This is a genomic window from Flavobacterium sp. Root186, assembly GCF_001428525.1.
GTDB lineage: Bacteria > Bacteroidota > Bacteroidia > Flavobacteriales > Flavobacteriaceae > Flavobacterium.
The window spans coordinates 145,480-162,009 of record NZ_LMHW01000010.1 but is presented as its reverse complement, the minus strand read 5'-3'; the positions used below and the strand labels follow the sequence as shown (position 1 = coordinate 162,009).

Below are 16,530 nucleotides of genomic sequence, written 5' to 3'. Positions count from 1 at the left end.
GGCTTACAAAAATACAAATTAAAGGTTTAAAAATTTATTTATTATTTAAAATTAAACTTTAGAAGTGTTTTTCTTTTGTTTTAAAAAATCTATTAAATAAGACCCATACCCAGATTTAACTAATGGCAAAGCTAAATTTTCTAACTGGTCATCATTAATAAAACCTTGTCTCCATGCTATTTCTTCAATACAGCCCACTTTTAGGCCTTGCCTTTCTTCAAGGACCTGTACAAATTGACCTGCCTGCATTAAGCTATTAAAAGTTCCGGTATCTAACCAAGCCGTGCCTCTGCTTAAAATACCAACTTTTAATGCTTTTTTCTCTAAATATACTTTATTTACGTCGGTAATTTCATATTCTCCTCGGGCACTAGGCTGTATGTTTTTAGCAATCTCTACTACAGAATTATCGTAAAAATACAAACCTGGCACTGCAAAATTTGATTTTGGATTTTCTGGTTTTTCTTCTATACTAATCGCATTTAGGTTTTCATCAAACTCAACAACTCCATATCTTTCTGGATCTGAAACGTGATAAGCAAAAACAACTCCTCCTTCAGGTTTTGTATTCGATTTTAATAATTGCTGCATATTAGACCCAAAGAATATATTATCTCCTAAAATCAATGCTACATCATCATTACCTATAAACTTTTCTCCAATAACAAAAGCCTGTGCTAATCCATTAGGTATTGCTTGTTCAGCATAGCTGAATTTACACCCCAAAGTTGAGCCATCTCCTAATAATTTTCTGAAATTTGGTAAATCATGAGGTGTTGATATAATCAATATTTCATTAATCCCAGACATCATTAAAGTAGATAATGGATAATAAATCATCGGCTTATCATAAACAGGCATCATCTGCTTACTCATTGCAAGTGTAAGAGGATGCAAACGTGTACCAGAACCTCCGGCTAAAATTATTCCTTTCATAGAATCTTTTTTAAATTTTAGAGATTATCTATAATTTTTATATCAATCTTAAAATTAATTTATATAAACATTTTTTTCAAACTTTCTTTATAATAAGGAACATCCAGATTATAAATTGCTTTTATTTTTTCTTTGTTTAACAATGAAAACTTCGGACGTTTCGCAGGTGTTGGATAGGCCGATGTAGGAATTCCTCCAATACTACATTTGTAATTACCTAACTCTTTTATTGCCAACGCAAATTCATACCAGCTTATTTCGCCTTCATTTGAAAAATTATAAATTCCCGGAACCCATTTTGAAGATTCTATAATCTCAATCATTGCAATGGCCAAATCAGCTGCGTATGTTGGTGAACCTATCTGATCGTTTACTACATTAATTTCATCTCTTTCCTGCATTAATCTCTGCATTGTTTTAACAAAATTATTTCCAAATTTACTGTAGACCCAAGAAGTTCTTATTATAATTGAATTTGGATTTTCTCTCAGGCAAGCAATTTCACCAGCTAGTTTACTTTCTCCATATACATTTATCGGATTTGTTTCTGAATCTTCACCCAAAGCTGTTGAAGAAGAACCGTCAAAAACATAATCTGTCGAAACATGAATTAGGTTTACGCTATTTTCTGCAGCATACTTCGCAATTAACTCTATTGCTAAATGATTGATTGTAAAAGCCAGTTCTTTTTCAGTTTCAGCTTTATCGACTGCTGTATACGCTCCACAATTTAGAATAATATCGGGCTGAATTTCATTTAACTGAGTTTGAAGCAAATCAAGATCGTTCAAAGTTATTTTTGCCCTATCTGCAAAAACCCATTCGTATTGAGTATAATTCGAAGATAAAACGTTTAATTCAGAACCTAATTGTCCATTTGCTCCTGTTACTAATATTTTTTTCATTAAAATAAGCTGTTACAGTTTTCGATAAAAGGAAGTATTTGATCTTTTTCAGAAACAATAACATTTTTTAAATCCATTCCCCAATCAATATTTAATGACGGATCATCAAATTTAATTCCGCCTTCAGAAGCTTTATTATAAAACTGATCACACTTATACATTACAGAAGCTGTCTCGCTAATTACTGAAAAACCATGTGCAAAACCTTGTGGTACTAATAGTTGCTTTTTATTTTCGGCTGATAATAAAATACTGAATGCTTTACCGTAAGTTAAAGAATCTTTTCTTAAATCTACAGCAACATCTATAATTTCTCCTTCTAAAACACGAACTAATTTTGTTTGCGCAAATGGCGGGTTTTGATAATGTAATCCCCTTAAGGTTCCATAATTTGAAAAAGATTGATTATCCTGAACAAAATCTATTTCAATACCAAGATCTTCAAATTTAGTTTTACTGTAAGATTCAAAAAAGTAACCTCTTTCATCTCCAAAAACTGTTGGTTCAACAATAAGCAAATCTTTTATAAATGTTTCTTCAATTTTCATATTAAAATAATTCTTTTTTTTTTAGCAATTAAAAAAAGATCTTATCACTTTCTTAATCCTATATTTATCCTCATTAGTGAGACTTGATCCCGAAGGCAAACAAAGTCCGTTTAAAAATAATTCTTCAGCAACTTTTTCTCCATAATAAGGAAACTCTCTAAAAATTGGCTGTAGATGCATTGGTTTCCAAATCGGTCGACTTTCTATGTTTTCTGTCTCAAGTGCTAATCGCAGAGTTTCTTTATTTATATTGTTTTGAGAATTTGGTTTTACCAAAATTGTATTCAACCAATAATTTGAATAAAAATTTTCATTTGAAACTTCAAAAAGTTCCACATCTTCTATATCACAAAAAACATCTTTATAAAAAGAATGATTTTTTCTTCTTGTCTCGATGTTTAAGTCTAGTATTTTTATTTGGCCCAAGCCGACACCAGCACAAACATTGCTCATTCTGTAATTATAACCTATTTCACTATGTTGATAATGAACTGCTTTATCTCTTGCTTGTGTAGCGTAAAAAATAGCCTTTTCTTTTAAATCTGATGAATTGCTAAGTAAAGCTCCTCCGCTTGATGTTGTAATTATTTTATTCCCATTAAAAGATAAAATTCCAAAAGAGCCAAAAGTTCCACATTTTTTATCTTTGTATTTACTTCCTAATGCTTCGGCACTATCTTCGATTATTGGAATTTCGTATCGATCTGCAATTGCATGAATTTCATCCACTTTATAAGGCATCCCATATAGATGAACTGCAATTATGGCTTTAGGCTTTTTACCTTTTTTTATTCTGTCTTTTATTGCAATTTCCAGACTGTTCGGACATATATTCCAAGTTTCCTGTTCGCTATCTACGAATACTGGAGTAGCGTTCTGGTACAGAATAGGGTTTGCAGATGCTGAAAATGTAAGTGTCTGACAAATAACTTCGTCCCCAGCTTTTACTCCTAATAAAATTAATGCTAAATGAATTGCAGATGTTCCTGAATTTAAAGCTGTAATAAATGCTTCACCATTAAAGTAATCTTGTATTTTAGTTTCAAAATCATCAACATTTGGACCTCCCGAAGTAATCCAATTAAAATCTAAAGCTTTTTGAATATACTCCTGTTCAAAACCGCTTTGTTGTGCCAATGACAAGAAAATTCTTTTATCCATTTATATACCAGTAGTCAGAAGGAAAACGAACATCATCTTCTTTAGTTCTTGTTAGCGGTAAGGTTGAAAATGAAATTAATTTTGAATTTGCTTCAATAGATTCAATTGCATTTGCATAACCCGCTGGTATATGAACTACTTTACTATCAGATTCTGAAACAGAGATTGTTTCAATAATTAAATCTTTTGAAGGATTATCCCAATTATCGATTTTCACGAAATGGATTTTAAAAGACCCACTTAAACAGTAAAAGTTTTTTGCATCTAATTTATGACCTTGCCAGGCACGAATTGGGTTTTCTTGAGAATTGCTTATTATGTAAAATCTTTCTATATCTTGAAAACTAAAATCATTAACATATGAAATAGTCCCACGATGATCTGTAAAATTTCCACCCTGAATTACTTTTGGCATCATAAACTTAATCTCAAATTGTTTTTTCTTAACAGATAAAACTTTAATGAATATATTAAAAGTAACGGAACAATTACAATTATAAAGAGAACTATATCCTGAATTTTTTGATACAGGAATACAATTAAAAATGAAATCCCAGCCTGTACAATTGCATAATATAAAGACACTAATCGATGTTGTATTTTATATTCATTGCTCAAGACTTGATAGAGATGTAATCGATGTGCTTCAAATATATTTTGCTTTAAATATAAACGGTGAATTATTGTACATACAGCATCAACTCCGTACACTGCTAAAAATAAAAGCCAAATAAGACTGTTTGTAATTAAAATTAATTTTAAAACTAAATAAATAATCCAAAAAGCTATTGCAATACTTCCCACATCACCAGCAAAACATTTAGCTTTTTTTCTGTAATTAAAAAACAGAAAAACTAAACTCGCAATCATTGCATATTTTATAAAAATGCCACTAGTAAAAAGCTGAATCTTAGTATTTACATATAATAATGATCCCATTACTACTAAAGTGTAAAGTCCTGTGATACCATTAATCCCGTCCATAAAATTGTAGGCATTAATTAGCCCAATTGCTAAAACATATGCTATTAAAACTCCCCAAACTGGAACCAAATTAAATAATTCTAAATCATAAAAAATTAGTGTAATGGAAAGAAAATGAATTGAAATTCGAATTTTATTAGATAAACTTTGAATGTCATCCCAAAAACTAACCAAACTAACCAAAGTTATTCCAGTAAAGAAAAAATAACTATTCTGGATATTCTGTACAAAATAAAGTAGTGCTGAAAACCAAAAAATGATTCCTCCTCCTCGCAAGGTTATTTCTGTATGAGAACTTCTTTGATTTGGCTTATCAATGATATTAAAACGATCTGCAACCTTAAAATAAAGCAACATTAAAATCATTAATATAATTCCTAAAATTGTGTATTCCATAATTTAATGAAATTTATATTAATCCCAATGAGTATCTTTAATTTCATCATAAACTTTTTGAATTCCTTCTTCTAAAGTTGTTTTAGCTTTCCATCCAAAACCGGTTAATTTAGAAACATCCATTAATTTACGAGGAGTACCGTCTGGTTTACTTGGATCTGTAATAATTTCACCTTCAAAACCTACAATTTTTTTTACTAAAATTGCCAAATCTAAAATTGAAATATCTTCACCAACTCCTATGTTAACCAATCCTGAATCGTTATAATTTTCCATTAAAAACAGGCAGGCTTCTGCAAGATCGTCTGCATGCAAAAATTCTCTTTTAGGGCTTCCTGTACCCCAAATTGTTACAGCAGAATCTCCATTACGCTTAGCCGTAATAAATTTTCTAAGCATTGCAGGTAATACATGTGAATTTTTTAAGTCATAGTTATCATTAGGTCCATACAAGTTTGTAGGCATTACAGATATAAAATTACAACCAAACTGATCCCTATAAGCATCACACATTTTTATTCCGGCAATTTTTGCAATTGCATACGGTTCATTTGTAGGTTCTAACTCACCGGTTAACATATATTCTTCTTTTAATGGCTGCGGTGCCAATTTTGGATATATACATGACGAACCTAGAAACATCAATTTAGTAACGTTATTTAAATATGATTGATGTATCACATTATTTTGTATCATCAAATTTTCATAAATAAAATCGCCTTTGAAAGTGTTATTCGCAATTATACCACCAACTTTTGCAGCTGCTAAGAAAACATAATCGGGTTTTTCTTTTTTAAAAAAATCAGCTACTGCTTGTTGATCTCTAAGATCAAGTTCTGAGGAAGTTTTTAAAATAAAATTGGTAAAACCTTTGGCTTTTAATTGTCTTAAAATAGCTGAACCAACCATCCCACGATGTCCTGCTATATATATTTTGTCATCTAAATTCATAATGCTAAATTTCTCTTTCAAGATTAAAATTATTCTACTTTGTTTAAATTAATATTTAACCGATTTTATTTCTTTTAACATTTTTCCTTTTTGAACATAGTCTAGATCAGATGCCATCATTTCTTTCACTAATCCGGCCAAATCATATTGAGGAACCCATCCTAATTTGGTTTTAGATTTTGTAGGATCTCCAATAAGTAAGTCAACCTCGGTAGGACGAAAATATTGCGGGTCAACAGAAATAACCTGTTTACCTAACTCAATTTGATAAGCAGGATTACTGCAAGCAGCAACATATCCTTTTTCATTTACCCCTTCACCTCTAAATTCGATACTTATTCCTACTTCTGCAAATGACATTTTAACAAAATCACGTACATACGTAGTTTCTCCCATAGCAATAACATAATCTTCAGCAACATCTTGTTGTAGAATACGCCACATCGCCTCTACATAATCTTTCGCATGTCCCCAATCGCGTTGTGCGTCCAAATTTCCAAGATATAAGCAATCTTGTTCACCTAATGCAATAGCTGCTGTAGCCATAGTAATTTTACGGGTTACGAAAGTTTCCCCTCGGCGCGGTGATTCATGGTTAAACAAAATTCCGTTACAAGCAAACATATCATAAGCTTCACGATAATTTTTTGTAATCCAAAAGCCATAAATTTTTGCTACTCCATATGGCGAACGAGGATAAAAAGGTGAATTCTCATCATAAAACCCTTTTTCATTTTTATTCTCAACCAAGCCACCATACAATTCTGATGTTGATGCTTGATAAATACGTGTTTTCTTTTCTAAACCTAAAATACGCACTGCTTCTAAAATTCTTAATGTACCAATACCGTCAACATTTGCAACATATTCTGGTGAATCAAAAGAAACCTTTACATGACTCATAGCTCCTAAATTATAGATTTCGTCAGGCTGAACCTCTTGAATAATTCGAATAATATTAGTAGAATCTGTTAAATCTCCATAATGTAACTTAAAATTCACATGGGATTCATGTTGATCTTGATAGATATGATCAATACGTTGTGTATTAAAAGATGAAGCCCTTCTTTTAACCCCGTGAACCATATAACCTTTCTCTAATAATAATTCTGCTAAGTATGAACCATCTTGTCCTGTAATACCTGTTATAAGAGCTATTTTCATTTTTTTATTTTATTTTTTTAATTTCTATATCTATTTAAATAGAAACTGTTAATCTCTATCTTGTTTCAAATTGCTTCTTCTGAAATAAATTCAATAACTGATTGTGGCTTCCATTGTAATAACTTTCTAGCTTTTTCATCATCAAAAGTTAAATCAGAATTTATTTTTTTCACTTTAGAAGAATTTATTGGAGAAAAAGACCCCAGTAAATCTCCAATTTTTCCCATTATTTTTGCCGCAAATAATGGTAAATTTCTGGGTTTTTTCTTGTTATAGCTTAGAGCAATAACCTCGCTTAATTGATTGAAATTTGGATGTAAACCATCTGTCAAATTATAAACGCCGCCAATTTCAGCTACTTTAGGAATTATTTTTGCCACATCTAGAGCCAAAACCATACTTTTTTTAGCTCGACCTCCTCCAATATTAAAATAATATCCTTTTTTTATAGAACGTACCATAGCACCTAAATTACCAGGCGCATCTTTTCCAACTAAAAGAGGGAGTCGCAATATGGTACAGATAATATTATTTTCTTCACACCAGTTTTCAACTAATATTTCTGATTTAATTTTACTTAATCCATAAGGATCATTTGCTAGTAGTGATTTTTCTTCATTTATTAATTCACCAGAATCTAATCCATAGACACTTACAGAACTTATAAATATAAAATATTTAGGAAAACCTCTTTTGTCTAATGCATTTAATAAATTTTGTGTGCCTATATAATTTACTTCATTAAACAATTCCTTTTCTAATTCAGTTTTCGGAACACTATGTGCTTTACCAGCCGCATGTATAATCAAATCAAATCTTTCTTTGAAATCTGGAATTTCTTTCTCTAAAGAACAACGATAATTTCCACTATTCCTGTTTAAATCATAAATCGAATAATTCTTTAGGCTCTCTTTAATAATTTTACCTAAAAATCCGCTAGATCCAGTAATTAACGTTTTCATATTAATAAATGCTTTTTAACCATCCCCATTTGTTAAAATATATAAATGCACTTTGAACTGTAATCCATTTAAATTTGATTTTTTTATGGGTTAATTTTCCAAAATGGTGAAAGACTTTTGCTTCTGGAAAATATGCAGTTTCAGAAACCTCTAAAAACCTTCTTGTTAAATCAGCATCTTCCAAATACATAAATATCTTGTCGTCAAAATAACCTACTTCTTTTAATGTTGATGTTCTTAAAAACATAAAACAACCAGACAAATAGGGTATATTATACATTATATCATTGTAATCATGATTTTTATATTCATATTTATCCATGCGATTGCTAAAAACCTTTTTTAAAAAATTTGGCATAAAACCTCTTGCGAATAAATCAAAGAATGTTGGATTTGTTTTACATAAATATTGCAGATCACCATTAGGGTACTCTACTCTAGGCATGATATGTCCTACATTTTTATTGTTTTCTGCAAATGAAACTAGTTTTTCAATAATTCCTTTATCAAAATATATATCGGGATTCAATACTAAATGATAATCAGAATTCAATTCAAAAGCTTTTTTTATAGCTACATTATGTGACGCACCAAACCCAGGATTAGATGGATTATGAATATACGTGATTCTATCATCATCTTTTAAAATTTTTAGTGCATCTGTTGGTGAATTATCAACTAAGAATAGATGAACCTCGAGCTGGGTATTTAAAAAAGACTTTATAGCCTCTTTCAACATATTGATATCATTGTTATATAGTACAATACATGATGTAATATTAAAAGACATTTTTTTTATTTTAACAAGATTAATTTCAAAAGAATACAAAAATTTTAGAATTCATGTAACTTTTACACATTTATAAAGATATAGTAAATAGACATTATCAGATAATTATCTAAAAAAATCTATTTTTCAAGTTTAATGATAAAGAATTTAAGAGTATAGAAAAGCCGTACGAAAAAAGATTCGAAATAGGTAAAAGAAATTTTAAACTCACCTTTTACAAAATAAATTACAGTACCACCCAGCGCTCGAATGGTTAAGAAGGCTGCATGTTTATGCATTCTATGTTTACTTAATAGAGCAACCACACCAATCCCATAATTCACCATTCTACTTCTTAATTTTTTATATGGGAACAGCTTGAACTTACTTTCACCCGAAGGATGATAATTATAAAGTTCATTTGTGTAATAAAAATCTCCTTTTTCTGTAGCGCGAATAAAATAATCACCGTCTTCTCCCGCACCATACTTAGCATTCACTCCAAATCTAGTATCAAAATATAAAACGTTCTTAAATGTTTTATAGTTTAAAACAATGTTTACTGCTCCTACAATATTATAATCGTATTTTGTTAACAATTTATTATTTTGATAATTAACTTTTCGGAAAAACGATTTTGACCCTGTACAATAAACATCTATGATAAAATTTCGGAAATCTTTATTTAAAATTTTAGAATGGATTTCGTTGAAAAAACTATCATCAAACGAAGAATCATCGTCAGGAAAACTTAAAAAATCAAAATTAAAATTATTTTCTATTATATATTTTATTGCAATATTTCTAGCAATTGATGTATTTACATTTGCATTATGCTCAATAATTTTAATAGTTGTATTATTTGTACTTGTAACATTTTTGATAGGATTATTATCTTGATTCACTATTACTAAATAGACAGAAAGATTATGATTATTATCTACAATACTTTTTACAAGTTCATATATATATTCATGATTACAACAAGTTGAAATAAAAACAAGATCAAATTTTTGCATATTATTTGCTAAAGATTGTACGATAAGGAATGTAGTAAGGATAATTACCCGGCATATAAAAATTGGTAAGCATTACTGCAAACGACCATGCACTTACTAGTATAAGACCTAATATTTTAAATGGATATTCTTTTAGGAAAATTAAAAAATATGGTATCAATAAAACATCAAATACTTTAAGATTCATACTAACCCTTGTAGCCAGCATATACCCTAGAGGAGTTAATAAAAAATAAATAACAATACCCCAAAAATAAATATTTACCATTTTTTTAAAAATAATATTTGAGGATTGAAATTTTGAAAAATATAGCGCCAATATTAAGATCAAAAGTCTGTGCAAAACTGAAACACTAAGTAATTTAATTTCGGCGCCAAATGTTTCATTTTGAGTATAAAAATCAACTACCCCTAAATATCCCGCATCTTTTACAAAAGCTAATCCTCCTAACTGAATCAATACATTTCCAATTCCTGCAAATGCCCAAATCATAGAAGCTCCTAACAAAATAAATTTATTCTGGAGAGAAAAATCAAACAATCCCAATAAATAAAGAAAAGGAAGTACGAGTGCCGTTTTATGAACAAAAAAACCTAGAAAAAAAGATAAAACGAGTACTTTAAAAAAAGTTAATGTAATTTTTTCTTTTTGCAAAAGGAGAGGGAGAAGGTACATTATTATCGCAATAAATAAACCTTGTCGTATACCGTTAAAAAAAAGATTAGCATAATAAACACCATAAAAAATTAACCAGGATATAAATGGATTATACGAATATTTTAAAATAGCTTTATTGGTAAAATATAAAGATATTATCATATGTACAGCAAAGAGTCCTATTTTATCTAATCCAACATATTTTAAACAAGACATTGCAATTCCGTAGCCTGGCTCTATATATACATCAGCAACTTCAGATATTGACATTGGTCTGTTAAATATGGTGTCAAAAATTTCTTCGTAACTTTCATAGTCCATACCAATTTTATATCTCAAAACTCCAAAAATAAGTAATATAAAAAAAATACATAAAGAGTAGTATTTATTAATTTTAACAAATACAGACACAAAACTAATTAAGAAAATAAAGATAAAAATCAGATTATAAATAGCCATCTATATCTTTCTTAAGTTCATTCTTAAAAAAAAGTACAATCTTATTTTTATTTTTTTTAAAAACCCTGAGTTATTTTTTAAGGATATACCAGTATATTCATTTAGCATTTGTCTCGCATTTTGAGATGAAAAACCATTATTATCATAAATGCATATAATTTCATCTACAAATTTAAATACAGCCTTAGATTTTTTCAACTCGTGATACTGATTATAATCTGCTGCAATTTTATACGATAAATCAAAAAGATTATTAATTAGAAAAGTTCTTTTTATTAAAACACTTTGATGACAATAAGGCATTGTTTTCCAATCTAAGTTTAAGGGATATGCTTTGGCAATTCTTTCACTATTTAAATCTTTAATACATGTGTTACCATAAATAACATCTTCATATTGACTTTGAGTGATTATGTTCTCCAACGTTTTATTTGAATAAAAATTATCCCCAACATTTAAAAAGTAAATATAATCTCCGGTAGCTAATTGAATCGCTTTGTTCATTGCATCATAAATACCTTTATCCGGTTCTGATTTCCAGAGAGAAATTTTTTCTTCGTATTTTCTAATTATATCTTGAGTTCCATCTTTTGAGCCTCCATCTACGATAATGTATTCAATATTGTCATATGTTTGATTTATAACATTTGCTATAGTATTTTCTATAATATCCGCGCCATTATAAACAACTGTTACCACAGTAATTTTAATTTTATTCATCTCTTTTTTGAATACTAATTTTTAATATTATTCTCAAAATCATTAAATGATTGAAAAAACTTAACTTGGTTATTTGATGCTTCTGACAGATAATCTGTGTAGAGTTTTGAAGAAGTATTTTTCCTGAATTGAAACAAATTAACTAATGAATATGTTTTTATATCACTACTTGTTGCGAAATGAGCTAATGCTGTTGTGATAATTCCAACACACATTTTGACATCTTTAATCTGCAGAAATTCTGCGGGTATATAAGAGGGTATTTCGACGTCAACCACATTCATTATATTCTCAGGAACACCCAAGCGAGGATGTCCTTTTATAACAACAGTCCAATTGTTTTTTTTAAAAGATTCAACAATACTTAACTGAATTTCGTCATGGCTTTCACAGTTATAAATTGTAGGTTCGCAAGGCATGACAAAAAACAAAACTATTGGTTCTATTTTTTGTAAAATATCTATTTCATATTGATATTTTTGAAAAACTTCATTATTGACTTGAGGGACTCTTCGTTCAATTTTATATTTACCATAATTTAATTCTGGAATCTTTTCAATTATTTCCAATTTAAAATCAACTCCTGTGAGTAAGAAATAAATTAATTTATAAATACTTAATTTAAAGGTCAACTTCTTTTTTTCAAAAAATTCTGACGAAAAATCATAATGATCTAAATAATAAATCTTGTTCCTTTTTGACAGACCTTTTAAAAAGAAGGATGTCAGCCAATCTTCAAATCGAGAAAAAAAATAAACATTTGTATCAGCTATAGAATCAAAATATTTTTTATTAAGTTTTATAATTCTCTTTCTTTCTCTAATAATATCTAAAGGACTCTTAAATGATTTTAAAGCATAAGGAATAAAAACCAGTGAATCTAAATCAAGATTTAAGCTTTTGATAAATTTAAAAACATTTTCTACATTTATTACAACAATTGATATTATTTCTTCATTCTTGTATTTCTCATATAAAGACAATACATACGGAATATCCGCTGGTGCTTGGCAAAAAACAATCATATTTACAGGAGAAAAAATTAAAATATTTAAAATGTAGTATTTAAATATTTACTTTAAAAATTCATAAAATCAGTATCAGTTAGCTTTATTTAATAAATCTTCCAAAGAAGATATTGAAACTTCAGAAAAGACAACAACTGATCTAGAATCGCCTACATTTTTTTTTGTGTAAGTAATTAACATTTTATCTTTCGAAAAATTAATTGTTGGATAATATGCCCCCACATTTAATGTATTCTCAATATCAAAAAGATATTTCCAAGTTTTACCCTCATCTTTACTTATAGCTAACGATAAAGGTGACCTGTTATGATAGTCAAATATTCTATCAGTATTATTCCAGCTTAAAACCAATAAGTTTTTACCCGGAATTTTTGCAATTGTCGAAGGCGCATCAGGACTAGTTATATCACTTTTCACAAAATCTGTCCAAGTTAATCCATCATCATTACTAAATGCAAATATAATTTTACCAGACGAATTTCTTAGTGTCATAATTAATCTTCCATCACTCAACTCCTCTACACATGGCTCATATAAGGAATTGCCTTTTGTGTAAAGTAACTTAGTATTTTGCCATGTATCTCCATTATCATCAGAATAATAACAAAATATATAATTTTGTGAACCTGCTCCTCCAATTGCCATTGGCAATAATATGCGGCCAGATGAAAGTAAAATTGCACGATTATTTGCAGCATGCTGATAAACATCTTTAAGAGTATTTATCATTTTTGGTCCTGACCACGTTACACCATTATCAACAGATGATTTCATGTAAATATTAATACTATTTGTGCTTTCCTTGCCATAAAATAAACTTAGGATAACTTTGTCATTCAATTTAACAAGTGAATTTCCTCCTGTTTGAATTTTCGACAAGTTTTCCTGAAAAAGTGATGTTCCTGTAAATTGTTTCGTTTGAATATTTAAATCAAAATTTAATAATTCAGAGAATGCAAAGTCATCATATTTTCCATAGCCCATGGCAACAACTAAATAATCATTATCATTTTTTTTACAAATAGATGCAAAAGCAGATCCTCCCAAGTATTTTCCTGTTGGATTTGGATCAAGGATAGTATATTTTTCTAGTTTAAAAGAAGATGGTATTCCTTTTAGTATTCCAAAATCTTTTGATTCTTTAACTACAACTTCATGTGAATCTTCAAGATATTCTTGCGCATCACTACAAGAAGTACTAATAATAAATATTAATAAATAATAAAAAGTAGTTCTTAATTTCATTCAAAATTTAATTTAAATCTGTTAATAAAATTTTTTTTGTTCTTTTAATTTTTGGAAAGTTTCTATATCTCTAAACTTAATAATCTTATGAGGATTCCCCCCTATTATTGCATAATCAGGCACATCTTTTGTGACAACAGTTCCTGAACCAATAACGACCCCTTCACCTATTGTGACTCCTGGAACAATTGTTACATTTGCTCCACACCACACAAAATCTTTGATCTCAACTGGCGCTAATTTGTCTGCACTATCATATGGAATTGAGATCTGACTGTCATAATTATGATTATGAGAAAAAACAGTTAGTCCTTTGCCTATGTGACAAAATTTTCCAATTTTAACACCGCCGAAGGCATTAATATAACATTGTCCATTAATTACAGTACCATTGTCAATATATAGTTTTTCTGGTGAATTAATAATAAAACCATTATTACAATCAGGGCCTATAATTACTGATTTAATATCACAATTAACCTTTTTAAAAAGGTTTTTAGAATAAAAAACATTATAAATGGAAAGTATTTTATTTAGAATTTTAAACATTTTAATAAAATTTTTGCGCCCTTTTTAGTTCCAAAAAAGCATCTATGTCTCTATAACTCAAAACATTATGAGGGTTCCCTCCTATAATTGCATAGTCTGGTACATCTTTAGTAACCACACATCCACTTGCAATTATTACACCCTCTCCTATTACTACTCCAGGAACTATTGTCACATTTGCTCCACACCAAACAAAATCCTTTATAACGACTGGTTTATCAATTATTTTATTATCATAAGGAATTGCCTCAGCATTCTTATAATTATGATTAATAGAAAAAATAGTTAGTCCTCTGCCGGTATGAAAATATTTTCCAATTGATACTCCTCCTGAACATTCGATAATGGTATCAGATTTTAAATGACTAGTATTATCTATTTTGAATTTTGAATAATCTCCATTGACACTAATAATTTTAACACCTCCAAAACCTTGATCAACATAATTAATCTTATTTCCTGATTTTCGTTCTATTCTATTAATTTCAGCTAAATGAATTTGATTTTTCAGAAAAGTTATTAAAATATCAATTTTAAAAAAAAGAATTAGTTTTACAATAATTTTACTCATTTAAAATTTGAATTAATAATTACATTTTTAAGATGTTCGGATAACTTGGTAATAATACCGATTTTAGTTTTATTTCTTGAAAAACAATTCACTATTAATCGATTTAGGATAATTTCGTTAAAATTATGCTAATCGAATGAATTTACAACTTTAAAAAAAGATTAAATATTTGTAATATCAAATAGTAATTGATTGCCAATCTAAATATTTAACCAAAGTAATCATATTCCATCTTAATGATCTATGTAATTTGATACTTTTTAAATAAACTTAACGAGATAAAAAATGACAATACAGATAGAAATACAAAAGATAAAAGTGAGGCTAAAGCTGGTCCATAAATTCCAAAAAAAGGAATTAAAGTAAATGATAATAATATTACCAAAATAGCACTTGAAACTACTAAAATGGTCTTAAGTTTTGTCATTTTAAAATAATCAATAACTAAACCTGTTGTAGTATAAATACCAAAGAAAGCTTGAGCAATACACATTATATATATTATAGGCATGGCTGACAAGTATTTTTGACCTAAAAATAGGTTACCAAAAAAATACAATCCGAAGCAAAAAATCATACTAATTATTAAAACTAAAATTGAATAATATAATGTCAATTTTAATATAAAATTTTTCCCTTCTCGTTTACTTAGCTTTTTATAAACTAAAGGATAAATTACCTTAATCATGTTTGTATTAATCATAACAATAAAAGATGCTATGCCTGCTGCGGCTGCATATAAACCAACTTCCTTAAGACTAAAAAAATTCAAAAGGAAATATCTGTCAGACTGATTTAACACCCATCCGGCTAAAACTGAAAATATTAATGGGGCGCCATAATAAATAATAATTTTAAATTGCTCTTTATCAAAGCTAAATCTAAACGACTTACCAATTGAACTTAGAAAATAAAATCTTATAATCAGAAAAATAAACTCGGATATTAGTAAAGCAAAAATTCTTGATTTCCAATCTAAATTAAAAAGCGAAATAAAAATAACTGTCAGAACAAATCCTACCAAAACAGTTCCCGTTGAAATGAGTCCAAAACGGGTTGGCTGTGAGAATTGAAAAAGTTCTGTATTATGGACTGAGCTTAATGTCTGAATAAACCCTATTGTAGTTGCCATAATAATTACAAATCCAAACTCACTAAAATATAATGAAAACAGGAATGAAATTATTGAGCTGGCTAAAAATGAAATCAGAAGAAATGAAATATAACTATTCCTAAAGTTCAAATACTTATTGAATTCTAAATCAACTATTTCTATCGCTATTAATCCATTGGCAGAAAATGATATTAATGATGGAATAAAAAATAATATACTTGTATAAATACCAATCATTCCATAATCTTCGGGAACTATATTTTTGGTTAAATATGAAATCGAAAATATACTTATTCCTGCATTAATTATTGTAAAGATGTAATAATTAGCAAAGTTTAAAACCTCTCTTTTTTTTACTAAAGATTTTATTTTATTCAACATCTTCATCAAA

General features: G+C 28.7%; 18 protein-coding genes. All 18 read right to left on the bottom strand.

Annotated features, from left to right (window positions below):
- Positions 1 to 51: 51 nt before the first annotated feature.
- Positions 52 to 936 carry a glucose-1-phosphate thymidylyltransferase RfbA gene (gene rfbA / locus ASD98_RS04360; protein ID WP_056200698.1) on the bottom strand — a complete coding sequence of 295 codons (885 nt, stop codon included), beginning with the start codon at positions 934 to 936 and terminating at the stop codon, positions 52 to 54.
- 59 nt (positions 937 to 995) lie between these two features.
- Positions 996 to 1,841 (bottom strand): dTDP-4-dehydrorhamnose reductase, encoded by an 846-nt coding sequence (gene rfbD / locus ASD98_RS04355; RefSeq protein ID WP_056200695.1) that lies wholly within the window; start codon positions 1,839 to 1,841, stop codon positions 996 to 998.
- Positions 1,841 to 2,389 carry a dTDP-4-dehydrorhamnose 3,5-epimerase gene (gene rfbC, locus ASD98_RS04350; protein ID WP_056200692.1) on the bottom strand — a complete coding sequence of 183 codons (549 nt, stop codon included), beginning with the start codon at positions 2,387 to 2,389 and terminating at the stop codon, positions 1,841 to 1,843. Before rfbC ends, rfbD begins: the two co-directional genes overlap by 1 nt.
- A gap of 21 nt (positions 2,390 to 2,410) precedes the next feature.
- Positions 2,411 to 3,550, bottom strand: a complete 1,140-nt coding sequence (locus tag ASD98_RS04345; RefSeq protein WP_056200688.1) for a DegT/DnrJ/EryC1/StrS aminotransferase family protein — start codon at positions 3,548 to 3,550, stop codon at positions 2,411 to 2,413.
- Positions 3,543 to 3,968, bottom strand: coding sequence for a WxcM-like domain-containing protein (locus tag ASD98_RS04340; protein ID WP_056200685.1), 426 nt, complete (start codon positions 3,966 to 3,968; stop codon positions 3,543 to 3,545). The genes ASD98_RS04345 and ASD98_RS04340 overlap by 8 nt, the downstream gene beginning before the upstream one ends.
- A complete protein-coding gene (locus ASD98_RS04335) occupies positions 3,965 to 4,930 on the bottom strand; it encodes a glycosyltransferase family 4 protein (RefSeq protein WP_056200681.1) in 966 nt (321 codons plus the stop codon). The genes ASD98_RS04340 and ASD98_RS04335 overlap by 4 nt, the downstream gene beginning before the upstream one ends.
- A gap of 18 nt (positions 4,931 to 4,948) precedes the next feature.
- The gene (locus tag ASD98_RS04330) at positions 4,949 to 5,881 is read right to left on the bottom strand and encodes a GDP-L-fucose synthase (protein ID WP_056200678.1); all 933 of its coding nucleotides are present in this window, start codon (positions 5,879 to 5,881) and stop codon (positions 4,949 to 4,951) included.
- Positions 5,882 to 5,929: 48 nt separating this feature from the next.
- On the bottom strand, positions 5,930 to 7,045 hold the full coding sequence (gene gmd, locus ASD98_RS04325) for a GDP-mannose 4,6-dehydratase (RefSeq protein ID WP_056200677.1): 1,116 nt from the start codon (positions 7,043 to 7,045) through the stop codon (positions 5,930 to 5,932).
- Between the two features lie 65 nt (positions 7,046 to 7,110).
- Entirely contained in the window at positions 7,111 to 8,007 is an 897-nt protein-coding gene (locus tag ASD98_RS04320; RefSeq protein WP_056200674.1) for an NAD(P)-dependent oxidoreductase, read from the bottom strand.
- 1 nt (position 8,008) lies between these two features.
- The gene (locus tag ASD98_RS04315) at positions 8,009 to 8,797 is read right to left on the bottom strand and encodes a glycosyltransferase (protein ID WP_056200670.1); all 789 of its coding nucleotides are present in this window, start codon (positions 8,795 to 8,797) and stop codon (positions 8,009 to 8,011) included.
- 119 nt (positions 8,798 to 8,916) lie between these two features.
- Positions 8,917 to 9,795 (bottom strand): glycosyltransferase, encoded by an 879-nt coding sequence (locus ASD98_RS04310; protein WP_056200667.1) that lies wholly within the window; start codon positions 9,793 to 9,795, stop codon positions 8,917 to 8,919.
- A 1-nt stretch (position 9,796) separates the two neighbouring features.
- On the bottom strand, positions 9,797 to 10,912 hold the full coding sequence (locus ASD98_RS04305) for an EpsG family protein (RefSeq protein ID WP_056200664.1): 1,116 nt from the start codon (positions 10,910 to 10,912) through the stop codon (positions 9,797 to 9,799).
- Complete coding sequence (locus ASD98_RS04300) at positions 10,913 to 11,632, bottom strand: glycosyltransferase family 2 protein (protein ID WP_056200661.1); 720 nt, start codon at positions 11,630 to 11,632, stop codon at positions 10,913 to 10,915.
- Between the two features lie 14 nt (positions 11,633 to 11,646).
- Entirely contained in the window at positions 11,647 to 12,657 is a 1,011-nt protein-coding gene (locus ASD98_RS04295) for a hypothetical protein (RefSeq protein ID WP_056200658.1), read from the bottom strand.
- Positions 12,658 to 12,732: 75 nt separating this feature from the next.
- Positions 12,733 to 13,905 carry a sialidase family protein gene (locus ASD98_RS04290; RefSeq protein ID WP_056200655.1) on the bottom strand — a complete coding sequence of 391 codons (1,173 nt, stop codon included), beginning with the start codon at positions 13,903 to 13,905 and terminating at the stop codon, positions 12,733 to 12,735.
- 21 nt (positions 13,906 to 13,926) lie between these two features.
- Complete coding sequence (locus tag ASD98_RS04285; RefSeq protein ID WP_056200652.1) at positions 13,927 to 14,454, bottom strand: DapH/DapD/GlmU-related protein; 528 nt, start codon at positions 14,452 to 14,454, stop codon at positions 13,927 to 13,929.
- Position 14,455: 1 nt separating this feature from the next.
- Positions 14,456 to 15,025: an acyltransferase gene (locus ASD98_RS04280; RefSeq protein WP_056200649.1), complete on the bottom strand. Its 570-nt coding sequence runs from the start codon at positions 15,023 to 15,025 to the stop codon at positions 14,456 to 14,458.
- A gap of 241 nt (positions 15,026 to 15,266) precedes the next feature.
- On the bottom strand, positions 15,267 to 16,520 hold the full coding sequence (locus ASD98_RS04275; RefSeq protein ID WP_056200645.1) for an oligosaccharide flippase family protein: 1,254 nt from the start codon (positions 16,518 to 16,520) through the stop codon (positions 15,267 to 15,269).
- Between the last annotated feature and the right edge of the window lie 10 nt (positions 16,521 to 16,530).